The sequence below is a fragment of the Arthrobacter sp. JZ12 genome (assembly GCF_035189165.1).
Taxonomy (GTDB): domain Bacteria; phylum Actinomycetota; class Actinomycetes; order Actinomycetales; family Micrococcaceae; genus Arthrobacter_D.
In genome coordinates, this window is sequence record NZ_CP045246.1 from 1,249,103 (window position 1) to 1,267,433 (window position 18,331).

Below are 18,331 nucleotides of genomic sequence, written 5' to 3' on the forward strand. Positions count from 1 at the left end.
CACAGTATGACAGAACTCGCAGGTACAGCACTCGTTCCGCCGCCCGCGCTTGAAGAGGGAACGCTCAGGATCGTCCCACTCGGCGGTCTTGGGGAGATAGGCCGGAATATGGCTGTCTTCGAGATCGGCGGGAAATTGCTGATCGTGGACTGCGGAGTTCTGTTTCCCGAAGAAACGCAGCCGGGCGTTGACCTGATCCTTCCTGACTTCTCCTACATCGAGGACCGCCTCGACGACGTTGTCGGTGTTGTCCTGACTCATGGGCACGAAGATCACATCGGAGCAGTGCCCTACCTCCTGCGGCTGAAGGAGGACATTCCGCTGATCGGCTCGCAGCTGACGCTCGCGCTGATCGAGGCCAAGCTGCAGGAGCACCGGATCCGTCCTTTCACGCTCACGGTGTCCGAAGGGCAAATCGAGCAGTTTGGGCCCTTCGAGTGTGAGTTCGTTGCCGTGAACCACTCAATACCTGACGCTCTCGCTGTGTTCATCCGGACGGAAGCCGGGACTGTCCTGCACACCGGCGACTTCAAGATGGACCAGCTGCCGCTCGACGGCCGCATCACTGACCTGCGGGCCTTCTCCCGCCTGGGGGAGGAGGGAGTCGACCTGTTCATGGTCGACTCGACCAACGCGGACGTTCCCGGTTTCACCACGGCAGAACGGGAGATCGGCCCGGAACTGGACCGGCTGTTCGGCCAGGTGCACAAGCGTGTCATCGTCGCTTCGTTTTCTTCCCACGTCCATCGGGTACAGCAGGTGCTTGATGCAGCCGAGGCACATGGACGCTTCGTGTGCTTTGCGGGACGGTCGATGGTCCGAAACATGTCAATCGCCGCGAAGCTCGGTTATCTCCGGGTACCCGAGGGAATTTTGGTGGACGTGAAGAACGTCGACAACATTCCTGATGACCGCCTCGTGCTGATGTCCACCGGCTCCCAGGGGGAACCGATGGCGGCGCTGTCCCGTATGGCCAATGGCGACCACCCCATCACGGTCGGCAAGGGTGACACGGTCATCCTCGCCTCATCCCTGATTCCGGGCAACGAAAACGCCGTCTTCCGCGTCATCAACGGGCTTCTCAAGCTCGGTGCAGACGTCATCCACAAGGGCAACGCCAGGGTGCACGTCTCAGGCCATGCCGCAGCCGGCGAGCTGCTTTACTGCTACAACATCCTCAAGCCGAAGAACGTGATGCCCGTTCACGGCGAGACCCGGCACCTGATCGCCAACGGCAATCTTGCAATACAGACCGGTATCCCGAGCGAGAACGTCCTGCAGACAGACGACGGTTCCGTCGTCGACCTGAAGAACGGCGTAGCACGGATCGTGGGAGCGGTGGAGTGCGGCTATGTCTACGTGGACGGTTCCAGCATCGGCGAGATCACGGATGCGGACCTGAAGGACCGGCGCATCCTTGGTGAGGAAGGCTTCATCTCGATCATCACCGTCGTCAACCGCAGCACCGGCACCATCGTGTCCGGCCCGGATATCCACGCCCGCGGGTTCGCCGAAGACGACTCGGTATTCGACGACATCATTCCGAAGATCAGCACCGCCCTCGCCGATGCTGTGATGAGCAACAAGGACCACACCACCCATCAGCTTCAACAGGTGGTGCGCCGTGTTGTTGGTACCTGGGTCAACCGCCGCTATCGGCGCCGGCCCATGATCATCCCGGTAGTGCTGGAGGCCTAGCTGGCGTGCTAATCCCGGGAATCAGGGGTGGGGTCCGGTAGCGTAGCGGGTATGGCGACTCGTACTTCCCCTCCTTCTTCGCGGGGTCAGCAGCCGCGAAGTCCGCAACAGTCGCGAACACGCAGCACGGCTGCATCCGGCCGTGGTTCCAGCCGCGTCAACAGCAAGACCCAGCCGCTGCCCACTCCAGAGGAGAAATTGCCACTGCCCCTGCGTGCCGTGCGCGGCTTCTGGATGGGGCTCGCGCATCTCGTGGCGGCTGCCATCCGGAAGTTCGGGCATGACGTCCAGCCGCCGAAAGATCTTCGTCGCGACGGCACCGGCTTCTTCCTCTTTCTGTGTGCAGTAGCAGTTGCAAGCGTCGAATGGTGGGCGCTAACGGGCCCGGTTGCTGACGGCATTCACGCGGTCGCAGGCGGCTCGGTGGGCTGGATGGCGCTGCTGCTGCCCCTCATGCTCCTGATCGGCGCGGTTCGCCTGTTCAGGTACCCGGAAGCGCCCCGTGCCAACAACCGCATCGGCATTGGGCTCACGGTCATGGCCGTGGCGGGAGCGGGCATCGCGCATCTGGTCGGCGGTCAGCCGGCATTGCACGAGGGCCTTGATCCGCTGTGGCGTGCCGGTGGAGTGGTCGGCTACCTGGTCGCGGGTCCGGCGTCGGCCGTCATCTCCGCCTGGCCGGTAGCGGTAGTGCTGGCCTTCCTGCTCTTCGTTAGCATCCTCATCGTGACGGCCACGCCGTTCCGCCACATTCCCTCCCGGCTGCGGAACCTGTACGAACACCTGATGGGCCAGAGCCCGCACCAGGGCGATGACAGGGACGCGGACGAGCACGATCAGAGTTACCTGTCCGACCGCGACCGGGCACCGCGGAAGCCCAAGAAGAAGGCCCGCCTGTTCGGCGGGAAGAAGTCGGCGGAACAGGACGAGGAACCGGACGGCTACGCTGGCGACGAAGCCTTCGAACGTGCCGTGCTCGACGACGACGGGGAGGCGGCGCAAGCGCCTCCCGCAGTTCCGCCGGGCGTGCGCCGGCCTACACAGCAGGAATTGGCCACCGAAAAGATCCGCCGTAACCAGGGTCTGGGGAACCCAGAGCCTGCCACCGAGGCCATATCCGTGCTGCCGGCCGCCGGCGCTCCCGCTGTGAAACCGGCGCAGGTTCCCTCCAACCCGGTCCAGCCACAGGCACCGGCCACCCCGATTCCGCAGCGTACCGAACAGCTCTCCCTCGCGGGAGACGTCACCTATACGCTGCCGCCCTCCGATTACCTGCCTGCAGGTACCCCGCCAAAGGAGCGCTCCGAAGCCAACGACGCCGTCGTTGCCGCCCTGACGCACACCCTCGAGCAATTCAATGTTGACGCGAAGGTGACCGGCTTCTCCCGCGGACCAACCGTGACGCGCTACGAGATCGAGCTGGCATCGGGTACCAAGGTGGAGCGGGTCACGGCCCTCTCGAAGAACATCGCATATGCGGTGGCGAGCTCGGACGTACGCATCCTGTCCCCCATTCCGGGGAAGTCCGCAATCGGTATCGAGATTCCCAACACCGACCGCGAAACCGTCTCCCTTGGCGATGTGCTGCGCTCCGGGAATGCCCGCAAGACGGACCACCCGATGGTGATGGGTGTGGGCAAGGACGTTGAGGGCGGATTCGTGGTTGCAAACCTCGCGAAGATGCCCCACCTGCTGGTTGCCGGCGCTACCGGCGCGGGCAAGTCGTCCTTCGTGAATTCGATGATCACCTCGCTGCTCATGCGGGCCACCCCGGACGAGGTGCGCATGATCATGGTGGATCCGAAGCGCGTTGAACTCACTGCCTATGAGGGCGTGCCGCATCTCATCACCCCGATCATCACCAACCCCAAGAAGGCGGCCGAGGCGCTGCAATGGGTGGTGCGGGAGATGGATACCCGGTATGACGACCTCGCGAACTTCGGCTACAAGCACATCGACGACTTCAACAAGGCAGTCCGCAACGGCAAGGTTGTGCCGCCGCCGGACTCCAAGCGGGTGGTGCGACCATACCCGTACCTGCTGGTGATCGTGGACGAGTTGGCCGACCTGATGATGGTCGCTCCGCGCGATGTCGAAGACTCGATCGTGCGTATCACCCAGCTGGCGCGTGCAGCCGGTATCCACCTGGTCCTTGCGACGCAGCGTCCCTCGGTCGACGTCGTCACCGGCCTGATCAAGGCAAACGTTCCGTCGCGCATGGCATTCGCCACGTCGTCGGTCACAGACTCACGTGTTGTCCTGGACCAGCCCGGCGCAGAGAAACTCATCGGCCAGGGTGACGCTCTGTTCCTGCCGATGGGAGCGTCCAAGCCCATGCGTGTGCAGGGCGCCTGGGTGACCGAGTCGGAAATTCATCGCGTCGTGGAGCACGTCAAGGAGCAGCTCAAGGCTGTCTACCGGGACGACGTCGCCGTCGAAGCACCGAAGAAGCAGATCGATGACGACATCGGCGACGACCTCGAGGTTCTGCTGCAGGCCACCGAGTTGGTGGTGACCACGCAGTTCGGGTCCACCTCCATGCTTCAGCGGAAGCTGCGGGTCGGATTCGCCAAGGCCGGCCGCCTGATGGACCTCCTGGAATCCCGTGGCGTAGTCGGACCGTCCGAAGGCTCGAAGGCTCGCGACGTCCTCGTGAAGCCTGATGACCTTGCGCCGGTGCTGGCAGCAATGCGTGGTGATGATCCGCCTCCGGTTGCGGCGGCTTCCGATTCCGAAACGGCGTCCTACCCGTCGGCAGGCGCCGACCTGGTGGCCGAGGATCTCGACTCCCGCCCGCAGGCCGTGGACTACCACGACGGAGACGACGACGGCTCCGAAGACGCCTGGGAACTGACGGGCAGGTAGCCTTGATCCGTGAGTAACGCTGACTCCGGGGCAGTGCCCGTTCTCAATGTGGCGAACGTCCTGACGGTCGTGCGCATCATCCTGGTTCCGTTCTTCATCTGGTTCCTCCTCGCTGACGCGGGCGACGGCGGGATGTTCCGTTGGCTGGCAGTGGCCACGTTCGCGGTGGCCATCTACACGGACAAGCTGGACGGGGACCTCGCCCGTAGCCGGGGCCTCATCACCAACTTCGGCAAGATCGCCGACCCGATCGCGGACAAACTCCTGATCGGTTCGGCCCTGATCCTGCTTTCGGTGCTGGGTGAACTGTGGTGGTGGGTGACTCTTGTCATCCTGGTGCGGGAGCTCGGAATCACCCTGCTGCGGTTCGCGGTCATCCGTTACGGCGTGATGCCGGCTTCGCGGGGCGGCAAGTTGAAGACCGTGGTCCAGACTCTCGCCATCTTCCTTTACCTGGTGCAGGCGGCACTCGGGGGTTGGGCTCAGTGGCCGGCCATCGTGGCGATGATGGCAGCCGTCGTGATCACGGTAGTGACCGGCGTCGACTACGTGCTCCAGGCGATCCGCCTGCGCCGTTCAGCGCGCAACCCGCTCCCGTGACGCCATACTCCAAGGGACCGGCTGCGGAAGAGGCAATCGACAAGGCTCGCCGGTTGGGGCTGTCGGTGGCAACTGCGGAATCGTTGACGGCGGGTATGGTCGCTGCTGCTCTCGCCACGGTCCCGGGAGCGTCCGCCGTGCTCCGGGGTGGCGTCGTCTCCTATCACCGGGATCTGAAGGCATCCCTGCTGGGTGTGGAGGCAGGACTCCTTGCACGAGTCGGTGCTGTTGATCCGTCTGTTGCCGAGCAGATGGCGGCGGGTGCGCGTCGATCCTGCGGGGCCGATGTCGGCGTCGCGACCACCGGAGTGGCAGGACCGGAGCCGCACGAAGGGAAGGAAGTCGGCGTGGTGGTTGTTGCAGTGGTCACGGAGAACCGCAGAATCTCGCAGGAGCACAGGTTTGGCGGCGATCGGGCGGGAATCCGTAAAAAAGCCTGTGAAGCAGCCCTGAAGTTGCTGGTGGAAGTCCTCGAAGAGACGCTCCGGGAACAAAGGGGCGCCCAGAATAGTTATCAATAAGTGCCAAGCACAGAATGCGCGCACGGGCTAGGCTTAAATCAGACGGCTGTACAACAGCCCGCGAAAGGGAGTTAGGCGATACACATGGTAAAGCAACCCGTATCCGTAAACGGCGTGATCCGTTGGCGGGATGTGGGGTTGGCAGAAGATCCGCAACGTAAGCCGAAGGAGCGCAAGATGGTCGTATTACGCCACGAAATTGGAGATGTCCTTCGTGACGTCCGCCAGCGCCAGGGCCGTACGCTCAGGGAAGTGTCGCATAGCGCCCGAGTTTCCCTCGGCTACCTTAGCGAGGTGGAGCGGGGTCAGAAGGAAGCATCCTCGGAATTGCTGTCCTCCATCTGCGCCGCTCTCGACGTCCCTCTGTCAATGATGCTTCGCGAGGTCAGTGACCGCCTCGCCGAGGCGGAAGGTGTAGCTGTCCCTGACACGGTTCCCCAGGAGTTCTCCCAGCAGTTCGGTGGAGAAATCCCGGAGGACTTCACCGACGGCTTCAGCAGGGGACTGGCCGCAACCAAGAACTGATCCCCGAACTTACATAAACAGGAGGCCCGCCGTCTGGCGGGCCTCCTGTTCCATTGCTGTAGCCGGTTAGGACAGGCAAGTTCCGGCGGGGCCTACCAGTTGTCCCGGGTGTAGGTGTCGTTGAGCTGGGCAATGAGGTTTCCGAGTGTGGTGACGTCATCGACGCTCCAATCCTCCATCAGATGATGGAAGGCTTCCTTCCGTGCCTCCTGGGCCGCCGAAAGCTGACGCAGGCCGTCTTCCGTGAGACTGATCGACTGGGCGCGTCCGTCCAGCGGATCGGCTGTCTTCTGCACGAGGCCGAGTTGTTCGAGCATCGCGATCTGCCGGCTCACCGAAGGCTTGCCCACGCCGATGCTGGCTGCGAGGTCGGTCAGGCGCATTGATCCTTCCCGCTGTAGGATGACCAGCAGCCCGTAGGCAGCAGGCTCCATATCAGGATGAACCCGACGCGCAACCTTGTAGGAGTTGGACCGGGCGCGCCGCCACAGCATACTGAGCTGCTGCTCCAACGCCTGAACGGCAGCATCGACGGAGGCATCGGGTTCATGGCGGTCCACAGTCATGCGATTCATTCTAGGGTTTATCAGGGAAAGGGCAGGCGCGGCATGCGTACGAGCGACTTCTGGCGGTTGATGGACGATGAGTTTGGTCCTGCCTATTCACGCACCCTCGCCGAGACCCTGCACCTGTCCGGCCTCGGCGACCGCACGCCCGCCGAGGCGCTGCGTGCGGGGATAGATCCGAAGGTTGTGTGGTTGTCGGTGTGCGAAATGCAGGACGTACCTGAGCACCGAAGGCTTGGCCGGGACGTGAAGCCGCGCTAGCTGCGCGCCCCCCCGGAAGAATCCCGGAACACGCCGGGCATTCAATCGAATATGTGTTCGGTTCGGGACTAAGCTGAAGCTAGATAATCTTCGCCGCCACACGTTCTCCACAGCCCGGCATTTTTCTTCGGGATGTCCACATACATTCTCTCGCGGACAAACTGTCGGACCCGAACGCTACGGTCAAGAGGAACACTAAACGGGCCCTGGCGGCCACTGAATAATCGAGGTGAACAATGCCTGCACCAGCCGATCGCGAAAAAGCCCTTGAAGCCGCGTTGGCCCAGATCGACAAGCAGTACGGCAAGGGATCCGTGATGCGCCTCGGTGACGAGGTTCGCGCTCCCATCGAGACCATTTCCACCAGTTCGATCTCCCTGGACGCAGCTCTAGGGATTGGTGGATTGCCGCGCGGCCGCGTCGTGGAAATCTACGGGCCTGAGTCCTCAGGTAAAACCACGGTGGCGCTGCATGCGGTAGCCAACGCACAGCGCAACGGCGGTATCGCCGCGTTCATCGACGCCGAGCACGCTTTGGACCCTGAGTACGCCAAGAAGCTGGGCGTGGATACAGACGCGCTGCTGGTCTCTCAGCCTGATACCGGTGAGCAGGCGCTGGAGATCATGGACATGTTGGTCGGCTCCGGCTCCATCGACATCATCGTCATCGACTCCGTGGCCGCCCTGGTTCCGCGCGCTGAAATCGAGGGCGAGATGGGGGACAGCCACGTTGGCCTGCAGGCTCGCCTCATGAGCCAGGCTCTGCGCAAGATCACCGGCCGGCTGAACCAAACCAAAACCACGGCCATCTTCATCAACCAGCTGCGTGAGAAGATCGGTGTCTTCTTCGGAAGCCCTGAGACAACAACCGGTGGTAAGGCACTGAAGTTCTACGCATCGGTGCGCATTGATGTGCGCCGAATCGAGACGCTCAAGGAAGGCACCAACCCGGTAGGAAACCGGACACGCGCGAAGATCGTCAAGAACAAGATGGCGCCGCCGTTCAAGCAGGCGGAATTCGACATCCTCTACGGCTATGGAATCTCCCGTGAGGGTGGTTTGATCGACGTCGGGGTGGAGAACGGGCTTGTCAAGAAGTCGGGTGCATGGTTCACCTACGACGGCGACCAGTTGGGTCAGGGCAAGGAGAACGCCCGCAAGTTCCTGATAGACAACCCTGACCTCGCCGATGAGCTGGAGCAGCGGATTCGAGAGAAACTGGGTGTCGGTGGAGCCGGAGAAGAGGCTGCGCAGCCACAGGACGGGCCCAAGTTGAAAGCTGTCGGCACCGAGGGTCGCTAGTTTTCCATGCAGGAAAGCTTTGAAACGCCGCTCCCCGGTGCATCCAGCCGAGGTGCCCGGGAGGGGCGTACTTCCAGACGACGGGGATCTGCCGGGCCCACGCCTGGCTCCGCCGCAGACCAGACCCCAGAGGCGGACCCGCACGAGGTCGCGCGCTCGATTGTGCTGCGGCAACTCTCCATGGCCCCTCGCAGCCGCCATCAACTCCACGTGAAGCTCCTCGAACGCGGTGTTCCGGAGGAGGTGGCCGTTCAGGTACTGGACCGTTATGAAGAGGTCCAGCTGGTGGACGACGCTGAATTTGCTCGGATGTGGGTTCGGAGCCGCGCCCAGACCCGTTCCTTGGCGAGGTCGGCGATCAAACGGGAATTGGCTGAGAAGGGGATTACCGGAGACCTCGCCGAGGACGCCCTCTCCCAGCGCACCGACGAGGATGAACGGGATGCAGCAGAACAACTGGTGCGGCGGAAGCTGCGGCCGCTCGCCGACCCGTCCGACCCGGTTGAACGCGACAAGCAGGTACGCCGCCTGGTGTCCATGCTTGCGCGCAAGGGCTACGGACCGTCTGTCTCCTTCGCCATCGTCAAGGACATCCTCGACTCCGACTGAAGCCCCCGCCTGCCGGTGCCGGCATTGGATTGGGGCAGCAGGCGGTGGGCCGTACCCTTAATGGGTGAGTTCCACCATTGCTTCCTCCTCCTTGACCGTGCCGCTGGCCCCCGCTTCAACCGTTGCTCGCACGTATGAAGTGCGTACTTTCGGCTGCCAGATGAACGTGCACGACTCCGAACGCATTGCGGGCCTGCTGGAGGGCGCCGGCTATAGCGAGGCAGCACAGGGCGCGCAGGCCGACGTCGTTGTGTTCAATACGTGCGCCGTGCGGGAAAACGCAGACAACAAGCTCTACGGGAACCTCGGCCAGCTCGCCCCCATCAAGCAGGCCCGGCCGGGAATGCAGATCGCCGTGGGCGGATGCCTCGCACAGAAGGATCGTGACACGATCCTGAGCAAGGCCCCGTGGGTTGACGCCGTTTTCGGAACGCACAACATCGGTGCGCTCCCCGCGCTCCTCGAACGGGCACGCCATAACGAGGAAGCCCAGTTGGAGATCCTCGAATCTCTGGACGTGTTCCCGTCAACCCTCCCCACCAAGCGAGATTCTGTGTACTCGGGGTGGGTTTCCATCTCCGTGGGCTGCAACAACACCTGCACCTTCTGTATCGTGCCGTCGCTCCGCGGCAAGGAGAAGGACCGGCGTCCGGGTGACATTCTCGCGGAGATCGAAGCGCTGGTCGCAGATGGTGCCATCGAAGTGACGCTCCTGGGCCAGAACGTGAACTCCTACGGAGTGGAGTTCGGGGACCGCGGCGCATTCGCGAAGCTGCTCCGCGCATGCGGCGATATTGAAGGCCTCGAACGCGTCCGCTTCACAAGCCCCCATCCGGCAGCTTTCACGGACGACGTGATCGACGCCATGGCCGAAACGCCGAACGTGGCTCCCCAGTTGCATATGCCCCTGCAGTCAGGCTCTGACCGCATCCTGAAGGCCATGCGTCGCTCCTACCGGTCCGAAAAGTTCCTCGGGATTCTGGACAGGGTCCGGGCGAAAATGCCGCATGCCTCAATCTCCACGGACATCATTGTCGGTTTCCCGGGGGAGACGGAGGAGGACTTCAGGGAGACCCTCCGGGTAGTGGAGCAGTCGCGCTTCGCCACGGCCTTCACCTTCCAGTACTCGAAGCGGCCCGGAACGCCTGCTGCTGAGCTTCCGGACCAGCTTCCCAAGGCTGTCGTGCAGGAGCGTTACGAGCGTCTGATCGAACTCCAGGACCGTATCTCGGGAGAAGAGAACGCCGCGCAGGTGGGTCGGCAGGTGGAGGTGCTCGTCACCGCACAGCAGGGCCGCAAGGCCCACGAAACCCACCGGCTGAGCGGTCGTGCCCGCGACCAGCGCCTGGTGCACTTCTCAGTGCCCGACGGCGCTGAAACCCCGCGCCCTGGAGACCTCGTCACTGTGACGGTGACCCAGGCAGCTCCCTTCCACCTGATTGCCGACCCGTCCATCCAGGACTACTCACTCCGGCGTTCGCGGGCGGGCGACGCCTGGGATCGCTCCCAGGCCGAGTCCTGTGCAGTGCCTACTCCTGCATCCGGCACCGGCAAGGGCGTTTCCCTCGGGATGCCCTCGCTGCCCGTCCGCCGCAGCTAGGGTGCCCAAACAACAGGTGCCGGAGGCAGTGCCGCTGATAGCCGTCGTCGGTCCCACCGGGTCAGGGAAGTCCCAACTGGGCATAGCGCTGGCAGAGGCGGTCGGTGGTGAGGTCATCAACGCCGACGCGCTGCAGTTCTACCGGGGAATGGACATCGGGACTGCGAAGGTCACAGCGGAGGAGCGGGCCGGCATACCGCACCACCTCCTGGACGTCCTTGATGTCCGTGAGGAGGTGAGCGTCGCATGGTTTCAGCAGCGCAGCAGGGCGATAATCGCCGACGTCCGCTCCCGAGGCGCCGTCCCCATACTGGTCGGCGGATCCGGGCTGTACGTGCGGGCCGCGCTCGACGAGCTTGAGTTCCCGCCCACCGACGCAGAAGTGCGCGCAAGGCTCGAGGATGAGATCGAAATGGTGGGAACGGCCGCGTTGCGCGCCCGTCTCGCGGAGGTGGATCCGGTGTCCGGTGCCCGGCTGGGCGACGACCGACGCATCGTCCGCGCCCTGGAGGTCTTCGAGATCACCGGGCGGCCTTTCAGCTCCTACATGCCGCAGCGCGTCTATCACCAACCCGCTGTCCAGTTCGGGCTCCAGGTCGACCGGGATGTACTGCGGGAACGACTGGCGAAGCGTGTTCACGCGATGGTGGAACGCGGCCTACTGGACGAGGTGCGTGAACTGGAGGCCAACGGCCTCCGCGAAGGACGTACTGCGGCGCGCGCTCTGGGCTATGGCCAGTTCCTGCGCGTGCTCGACGGCGAATGGTCTGTTGCGGAGGCGGCAGAGGACACCATCAACGCCACGCGTCGGTTCGCCAGGCGCCAGCTCACCTGGTTCCGTGCTGACGAGCGCGTGCAGTGGTTCGACTGGCTCGATCCAGGGCTGCTCGATCACGTGCTGAGCGCCCTTCGACGCTCCGGGCCCCTATCCTAGAACGGTGACCACAGCATCCCAGACCGCATCAACCGCCCGCACCGCGCTGTCCGGCATCGCCTTCAGCAAGGGCCACGGCACGGGGAACGATTTCATCCTCGTCGCCGACCCGGACGGTTCCATCGAACTGTCGGCCGCTGATGTTGCGGTTGCCTGCGACCGGCACCGAGGGATCGGAGCTGACGGCTTCATCAGGGCCGTACCGTCGTCGATGCTTCCGGAGGGGCGGGCCCTGCTGCAGGGCAGCCCGGAAGCACAGTGGTTCATGGACTACCGGAACGCTGACGGATCCGTCTCGGAAATGTGCGGCAACGGGGTGCGCGTCTTCGTGCATTTCCTGATCAGTCGGGGACTTATTGCTCTTGAACCGGGGGCCGCAGTCGCCGTTGGAACACGCGGGGGAGTAAAGATCGTAGAGCGGTCGGCGGACGGCTACTCGGTGGACATGGGTCCCTGGGCGTTCATTTACCCCGAAGCGGCGCAGGGCCGAGGGACCGATTCACTGGTGGAAGCCGACGGTCTGGAGGTTGCACGTCCGGCTCTCTCGGTCAGCATGGGTAACCCGCATACTGTTGTTGCCCTCGCCGAATTCTCTGAGCTGCGCGCCACCCGCCTGATCGATGCACCCCGTGTGGAGCCGGTGCCACCGCACGGCACCAACGTGGAATTTGTCGTGCCGCACGACCCGTTGATGCGCGACGGCATCGGTGAGGTCAGCATGCGCGTGCATGAGCGCGGCGTCGGTGAAACGCTGTCCTGCGGAACGGGTGCATGCGCGGCGGCGGCGGCCACCCGGTTCTGGGCCGGGAAGGACGCGCCCGCCGTCTGGAACGTCACTGTTCCAGGCGGCACCGTCGGTGTCCGCTTCCATCCCGGACAGGACGGCGTAGAGCATGTCCACCTGAGTGGTCCGGCCGTCCTGGTCGCCAGCGGAACCTTCAACTGAGACATTCAACTGAGCCTCATCAGGCGCGGCGCGTGACTTTCAGGATACGGAAGGACTTCACCGAGGCAGCTCGTCCGACGTCGTAGCCGCCTGCAAGTTCGGTAGCCAACCACCGCTGCAGGGAGTCCGAGCCCAGGTTCTTCTGGACAACCAGCCAGGCCGTGCCTCCCACGGAGAGGCGGGGGAGCCAGCGCAGGAGGAGCTCATGAAGGGCTTCCTTCCCGATGCGGATCGGCGGATTTGACCAGATGGTGTCGAAGGTGAGGCCCGGGTCGACGTCGTCGGGCAGGACCGCGGTTACGTTACCCAGCTCCAAACGCGCGGCGTTTTCCCGTGTCAGCGCCAGTGACCGCTCATTGACGTCAATCGCGGTCACCTGGGCGCCCGGCGCCTGCAGCGCCATGGTCAGCGCAATCGGGCCCCATCCGCAGCCGATGTCCAGCAGTTGAGCGCCCTCAGGCTTCGGCACCTCCGACAACAGCACAGCGGTGCCCTTGTCGATCCCGTCCGGGCTGAAGATGCCCCCGGAGGTCAGAAGGTCCCGTTCCCATCCGTCGAGAACCACCCGCAGTGGGCGGCGGTTGTCCGGCCCGGAGGGCGCGGCGCTGAAATAGTGCTGCGAATCCATAATGCTCCAGCCTAATGTGCCAGGGATTCGCGCTCAGAGAATTACGCCCACGATGCCGGGTCCGCGGACTACCATGGAAAGACAGATAACTAGGGAGAGTATGACCACACATCACGGAGCGTCGGCAACGCCCGAGCCGGAAATGGGCCCGGAGGAAATCCAGGCTGTCATAGACCGGATACTTGCCAAGGATCCCGCATCCCCCAGCGGAGCCGTCAGCCGTTTCGGCGGCGCAGCCTCCGCGCGCGCACAGGCGCTGTCGGATTTGGAAGAAGAACACAGCGCGTTCGACGGCGAGCAGCAGGACTTGGAGGAACGGCGTGCGTTGCGGCGCGTCGCGGGTCTGTCCACGGAACTCGAGGACGTCACCGAGGTCGAGTACCGGCAGTTGCGCCTTGAGCGCGTAGTCCTGGCGGGAATTTGGAGCGAAGGCACAGTCGAGGAAGCGGAGAACTCCCTGCGGGAATTGGCTGCCCTCGCCGAGACCGCCGGGTCCGAAGTCCTCGATGGCATCATCCAACGCCGTCTCAAGCCCGACCCCGGAACCTTTCTCGGAGCGGGCAAGGCAGAGGAACTCAAGAGCATCGTCATGGCAACAGGTGCTGACACCGTGATCGTCGACAGCGAGCTTGCCCCCTCGCAGCGGCGCGGACTCGAGGACATCGTGAAGGTCAAGGTCATTGACCGGACCGCGCTGATCCTCGATATCTTCGCGCAGCATGCCAAGTCCCGCGAGGGCAAGGCGCAGGTTGAACTTGCGCAGCTTGAGTACCTGCTACCGCGCCTTCGCGGCTGGGGTGAGTCGATGTCCCGGCAGGCCGGTGGCCAGGTCGGTGGTGCCGGTGCCGGCATGGGTTCACGCGGTCCCGGTGAAACCAAGATCGAGCTGGACCGCCGCAAGATCCGTACCCGCATGGCCAAGCTTCGCCGCGAAATCTCGGGGATGAAGCCGGCGCGCGAGACCAAGCGGGCCAACCGCCGTCGTCATGAGGTGCCATCCGTCGCCATCGCCGGGTACACCAACGCCGGCAAGTCCTCGCTGCTCAACCGTCTGACGGACGCGGGGGTGCTCGTCGAGAACGCCCTGTTCGCCACCCTCGATCCGACAATCCGCCGCGCGCAGACACCGGACGGACTGGAGTTCACGCTCGCCGACACCGTCGGATTCGTTCGCTCGCTGCCCACCCAGCTGGTTGAGGCCTTCCGCTCCACGTTGGAGGAGGTTGCTGACGCGGACCTGATCCTGCACGTGGTGGATGCCTCCCATCCGGATCCCGAAGGCCAGATCGCCGCTGTCCGGGAGGTGTTCACCGAGGTGGACGCCCGGAAGGTCCCCGAGATCGTTGTCCTCAACAAAGCCGACGCCGCCGATCCGTTTGTGCTGGAACGGCTGCGGCAGCGCGAACCGCGCCACGTCATTGTCTCCGCCCGCACCGGGCAGGGGATTGAGGACCTGATGGACCTCATCGGAAAGTCGATTCCGCGCCCCACCGTCAAGCTGAACCTCCTGGTGCCCTACCAGCGCGGAGACGTTGTGAGCCGGCTGCACCAGCCGGACGCCGAGATCCTGCGACTGGAGCACGTCGAGGACGGGACCGAGGTAGACGTGATGGTTAGGGAAGGCCTCGCCTCGGAACTGGAGCAATTCGTCCGACATGGCTGACGGGCAGGTCGATCCCCTCGAACTGCTCGATGACGTCGTGGAAGCGATGGGCGGCCAGCGGCGGAGCGGGCAGCACGAGATGGTGCGCCAGGTTGAGGAGGCCATTCAGTCAGGCAGACATTTGCTGGTGCAGGCCGGTACCGGCACCGGAAAGTCACTGGCGTACCTCCTGCCGCTCATCGCTCATGCCGTCCGGTCCGACACAACCTCCATCGTGTCGACGGCTACGCTCGCCCTGCAGGCGCAGATCGTCAACCGTGACCTCCCACGGCTCCTGGAGACCCTGCGTGATTCCCTGCCGCGCCCCGTCAACGTCGCCTTGCTCAAGGGACGGAGCAACTACGTCTGCCGGCACAAGACCGCGGGCGGCTTTCCCGACGACGACGAATCAGGCACGCTGTTCGCCTTGGACGGTGAATCCGCAGCACCGCACCCGGCGGCCGGGCCGTCCACGCCCCTGGGACGGGAGATTGTGCGGCTACGCGAATGGGCTGAGGAGACGGAGACGGGGGACCGGGACGAACTGCTGCCCGGTGTCAGCGATCGCGCCTGGCGGCAGGTATCGGTATCGAGCATGGAATGCCTCGGCGCCCAGAAGTGTCCGGTAGCGGAAGAATGCTTCAGCGAGCTCGCCCGGGAGAAGGCCGGCCAGGCAGACATCGTGATCACCAATCACGCCCTGCTTGCCATCAATGCGTTCGAGGGCCTTGCCGTCCTCCCTGAGCACGACGTGGTGGTCATCGATGAGGCGCATGAGCTCCATGACCGCGTTACATCGGCGGTGTCCGGCCAGCTCTCGGGCTCCCTCGTGGCCGCCGCAACAACAGCAGCGCGCCGTCACCTCGGTGTGGATACAGACGTCCTGAATGCGGCGCAGCGGGCGTTCGAGGACGCCTTCGACGCACAGCCGAGCGGCCTGATGGCGGCAGGCCTGAACGAGGCGCAGGAATTCTCACTGGTGCAGTTGCGTGAAGCCTGCCGGTTGGCGCTGTCGGAGTCCGCGTCGGACGGCTCTGGACAGGCGGCCGACGGCGGGAGGCAGATGGCACGGTCACGCCTTCTGATGATTCTCGAACTCTGCGAACGGATGGTCGCTGCCGGCAGCGCCAATGAGGTGCTCTGGGCAAGCCGACCAAGCAGCTTCACTCCCGGATCCGGGTATTCGCCGGCGGATGATTCCGCGCCGGCCACCATCAGCATTGCGCCGTTGTCGGTGGCCGGACGCCTGCGACAGGGCCTGTTCGAGGACCACACGGTCGTGCTCACCTCAGCAACCCTTGCTATCGGATCCGAATTCGGACCGGTCGCCGGTGCACTTGGGCTCGCAGGTGAGGGAGCGCCGTCCTGGACCGGCGTGGACGTGGGAAGCCCGTTCGATTATCCGAAGCAGGGCGTTCTCTATGTGGCGAAAGACCTCCCGAAGCCTGGCCGGTCCACATCGGAAGAACAACTGGACGAACTCACCGCGCTCCTCAAGGCCTCGCACGGGGGAGCGCTGGGACTATTTTCCTCCCGGCGGGCCGCGGAGGAGGCCGCAGAGGCACTGCGTGCACGAGTCGACGTCGACATCCTCTGCCAGGGCGAGTCCTCCATGTCTGCACTCGTGAAGCAGTTCGCTGAGGAGCCTGATACCTGCCTGTTCGGGACAATGTCACTGTGGCAGGGCGTGGATGTGCCGGGTCATTCGTGCCGGTTGGTGGTCATCGACCGAATCCCGTTCCCTCGTCCGGACGACCCGCTGATGACCGCACGTACCCGTAACGTCGCGAAGAATGGAGGGAACGGCTTCATGAGCGTCGCGGCGACCCATGCAGCAGTCCGCCTCGCCCAGGGGGCGGGGCGACTGATCCGGGCAAGCGGCGACCGCGGGATGGTGGCCGTTCTTGACTCCCGCCTTGCAACCGCGGCCTATGGTGGGTTCCTTCGGGCCGCGCTGCCGCCCTTTTGGCCCACGACTGACAGGTCCACCGCACTGGCGATCCTGTCGAGACTGGCCGCGTCAGCGCAGCCGGCCTAGCGCTGTTCACGGAAGCGTCAGAGAGCCCGCATCACTGATACGACCTTGCCCATGATCGTTGCATGGTCGCCGAGGATCGGTTCATAGCTGGTGTTCTGCGGCAAAAGCCAGGTGTGGCCGTCGCGCTGCCGGAAGGTTTTCACCGTAGCTTCGTCATCAAGCAGCGCAGCGACGACATCGCCGTTCTCAGCATTGTTCTGACGGCGTACAACCACCCAGTCGCCGTCACAGATTGCGGCGTCGATCATTGAATCTCCCGAAACCCGGAGCATGAAAAGCTCACCGTGCCCAACCAGTTGGCGCGGCAGCGGCATGACGTCCTCAACGAGTTGATCGGCGAGGATGGGACCGCCGGCCGCGATTCGGCCAACCAGGGGAACCATCGCTGCATCAACAGCTGACGACGGCGACAGCTCGGGATCGGCCACAGTCAAGTCGGGCGCCTCGCGGGGGGCGTCCTCCGCGAGGGTCAGAGGCAGCAGGATCTCCATTGCGCGGGGACGCTTGGGGTCCCGGCGGATGTATCCCATCCGCTCAAGCTGAGCGAGCTGGTGCGTGACGCTGGACAAGCTGGCAAGCCCAACCGTGTCGCCGATTTCACGCATTGACGGCGGGTAGCCGTGGGCGGCCACGCTGCGCTGGATGGTCTCGAGAATCTTCTTCTGCCGAGGAGTCAGTCCTTTTGGCGTGGCACGACCCCGCGGGCGTCCCCGCCCGCGCTTGATGGCCGCGCCGGGAACCTCGGCCACACCCTCTGCCGCACTGAGATCTGCCACGAATTGCCATCCCTTTCCTACGGCTGGGAGACGTTGTTGCCGGTGCCTTCCCTGTTACCAGTGAACCGGCGTTGCCGGTGGTGCCGGCTCCCCAACCTGTTTTGTCGGTGGTGGGTGATGAGCTGGTTCCCGAAGCGGCCGGACCTTCACCCTTGCCAGTAACGCTAGGTCAGCGGGTGGGCCTTTTCAAACATTTGTTCGAGCGAGTCTCGACATTATTAGTTCATAGGTGCTAGAAATAAACGCAGGAATAGAACATAGCTTCGAAAAAAGCTCTGGACGGTCCACCAGAAAGGCAAGACACCATGTCGACGCTAGATATCGCCGGACACTCTCCCTTCTCAGGGGCACGCCTCACCGCAGTCGCACAGGCAGGCCCGGCGCGTACACCCCGCGAGGAACCTAGGCCTGTTGTATCGCCTCTGCGCCTAACCAGGCGCGGCTGGTTGGTCCTGGTGGCCCTGCCCCTTTCACTCCTTGCGGCTGCTTCGCTTGTTGTCGGTGCATTCTTCACTTCACAGGCGCAGGCGTCGTCCTCCCCGGGGAATTTCACGTCCACCGTTCACGTCAACGTTGCCGCCGGTGAAACCCTGTGGTCCCTGGCAGCAGAGTATGCGCCGCAACGCGATCCCCGTGCCGTGGTTGAGGAGATCGTTGAGCTCAACGCGCTGAACTCATCGACTGTCCAGGCGGGCCAGTCCCTTCACATTCCCGTAGCGCAGCCCTGATCACCTTCTCTTTCGCCGGGACAGCAGAACTTTCGCTGCCGTAACATCGCAGTCCGCTACCGCCGATTGTTGGTTGCCGGTTGCGGGGCATTA

Annotated in this window: 17 protein-coding genes; 14 read left to right on the forward strand and 3 right to left on the reverse strand. The window is 64.1% G+C overall.

What is annotated here, in order from left to right:
* Positions 1 to 6 precede the first annotated feature (6 nt).
* The 5 genes from GC088_RS05815 (at position 7) to GC088_RS05835 (ending at position 6,209) form a co-directional block, all read left to right on the forward strand.
* Positions 7 to 1,698, forward strand: a complete 1,692-nt coding sequence (locus tag GC088_RS05815; protein ID WP_323961305.1) for a ribonuclease J — start codon at positions 7 to 9, stop codon at positions 1,696 to 1,698.
* Between the two features lie 51 nt (positions 1,699 to 1,749).
* Positions 1,750 to 4,563, forward strand: coding sequence for an FtsK/SpoIIIE family DNA translocase (locus GC088_RS05820; RefSeq protein WP_323961307.1), 2,814 nt, complete (start codon positions 1,750 to 1,752; stop codon positions 4,561 to 4,563).
* Between the two features lie 9 nt (positions 4,564 to 4,572).
* Complete coding sequence (gene pgsA / locus GC088_RS05825; protein WP_323961309.1) at positions 4,573 to 5,163, forward strand: CDP-diacylglycerol--glycerol-3-phosphate 3-phosphatidyltransferase; 591 nt, start codon at positions 4,573 to 4,575, stop codon at positions 5,161 to 5,163.
* On the forward strand, positions 5,160 to 5,684 hold the full coding sequence (locus GC088_RS05830; RefSeq protein WP_323961310.1) for a CinA family protein: 525 nt from the start codon (positions 5,160 to 5,162) through the stop codon (positions 5,682 to 5,684). Before pgsA ends, GC088_RS05830 begins: the two co-directional genes overlap by 4 nt.
* A gap of 84 nt (positions 5,685 to 5,768) precedes the next feature.
* Positions 5,769 to 6,209 (forward strand): helix-turn-helix domain-containing protein, encoded by a 441-nt coding sequence (locus tag GC088_RS05835; protein WP_323961312.1) that lies wholly within the window; start codon positions 5,769 to 5,771, stop codon positions 6,207 to 6,209.
* Positions 6,210 to 6,301: 92 nt separating this feature from the next.
* Here GC088_RS05835 and GC088_RS05840 read toward each other — a convergent pair whose 3' ends face one another.
* Positions 6,302 to 6,775 (reverse strand): MarR family winged helix-turn-helix transcriptional regulator, encoded by a 474-nt coding sequence (locus tag GC088_RS05840; protein ID WP_323961314.1) that lies wholly within the window; start codon positions 6,773 to 6,775, stop codon positions 6,302 to 6,304.
* 42 nt (positions 6,776 to 6,817) lie between these two features.
* Here GC088_RS05840 and GC088_RS05845 point away from each other — a divergent pair, with 42 nt between their 5' ends.
* From GC088_RS05845 to dapF, 6 genes are all read left to right on the forward strand, one after another.
* Complete coding sequence (locus GC088_RS05845) at positions 6,818 to 7,036, forward strand: DUF3046 domain-containing protein (protein ID WP_323961316.1); 219 nt, start codon at positions 6,818 to 6,820, stop codon at positions 7,034 to 7,036.
* 236 nt (positions 7,037 to 7,272) lie between these two features.
* The gene (recA, locus tag GC088_RS05850; RefSeq protein WP_323961318.1) at positions 7,273 to 8,337 is read left to right on the forward strand and encodes a recombinase RecA; all 1,065 of its coding nucleotides are present in this window, start codon (positions 7,273 to 7,275) and stop codon (positions 8,335 to 8,337) included.
* A 6-nt stretch (positions 8,338 to 8,343) separates the two neighbouring features.
* Positions 8,344 to 8,946, forward strand: coding sequence for a regulatory protein RecX (locus GC088_RS05855; protein WP_323961320.1), 603 nt, complete (start codon positions 8,344 to 8,346; stop codon positions 8,944 to 8,946).
* Between the two features lie 160 nt (positions 8,947 to 9,106).
* Positions 9,107 to 10,546, forward strand: coding sequence for a tRNA (N6-isopentenyl adenosine(37)-C2)-methylthiotransferase MiaB (gene miaB / locus GC088_RS05860; RefSeq protein WP_416377519.1), 1,440 nt, complete (start codon positions 9,107 to 9,109; stop codon positions 10,544 to 10,546).
* Position 10,547: 1 nt separating this feature from the next.
* Positions 10,548 to 11,480, forward strand: a complete 933-nt coding sequence (gene miaA / locus GC088_RS05865) for a tRNA (adenosine(37)-N6)-dimethylallyltransferase MiaA (RefSeq protein WP_323961322.1) — start codon at positions 10,548 to 10,550, stop codon at positions 11,478 to 11,480.
* 4 nt (positions 11,481 to 11,484) lie between these two features.
* Entirely contained in the window at positions 11,485 to 12,426 is a 942-nt protein-coding gene (gene dapF, locus GC088_RS05870; RefSeq protein ID WP_323961324.1) for a diaminopimelate epimerase, read from the forward strand.
* A gap of 19 nt (positions 12,427 to 12,445) precedes the next feature.
* Here dapF and GC088_RS05875 read toward each other — a convergent pair whose 3' ends face one another.
* Positions 12,446 to 13,054: a class I SAM-dependent methyltransferase gene (locus GC088_RS05875; protein ID WP_323961326.1), complete on the reverse strand. Its 609-nt coding sequence runs from the start codon at positions 13,052 to 13,054 to the stop codon at positions 12,446 to 12,448.
* A gap of 100 nt (positions 13,055 to 13,154) precedes the next feature.
* Between GC088_RS05875 and hflX the strand changes: the two genes are divergently transcribed.
* Both hflX and GC088_RS05885 read left to right on the forward strand, forming a co-directional pair.
* On the forward strand, positions 13,155 to 14,717 hold the full coding sequence (gene hflX, locus GC088_RS05880) for a GTPase HflX (protein ID WP_323961328.1): 1,563 nt from the start codon (positions 13,155 to 13,157) through the stop codon (positions 14,715 to 14,717).
* The gene (locus GC088_RS05885; protein WP_323961330.1) at positions 14,710 to 16,734 is read left to right on the forward strand and encodes an ATP-dependent DNA helicase; all 2,025 of its coding nucleotides are present in this window, start codon (positions 14,710 to 14,712) and stop codon (positions 16,732 to 16,734) included. Before hflX ends, GC088_RS05885 begins: the two co-directional genes overlap by 8 nt.
* 17 nt (positions 16,735 to 16,751) lie before the next feature.
* Here the strand turns inward: GC088_RS05885 and lexA are convergent, their stop codons facing one another.
* Positions 16,752 to 17,459, reverse strand: coding sequence for a transcriptional repressor LexA (gene lexA, locus GC088_RS05890; RefSeq protein WP_323961964.1), 708 nt, complete (start codon positions 17,457 to 17,459; stop codon positions 16,752 to 16,754).
* A gap of 356 nt (positions 17,460 to 17,815) precedes the next feature.
* Between lexA and GC088_RS05895 the strand changes: the two genes are divergently transcribed.
* A complete protein-coding gene (locus tag GC088_RS05895) occupies positions 17,816 to 18,238 on the forward strand; it encodes a LysM peptidoglycan-binding domain-containing protein (protein ID WP_323961332.1) in 423 nt (140 codons plus the stop codon).
* Positions 18,239 to 18,331: the final 93 nt, after the last annotated feature.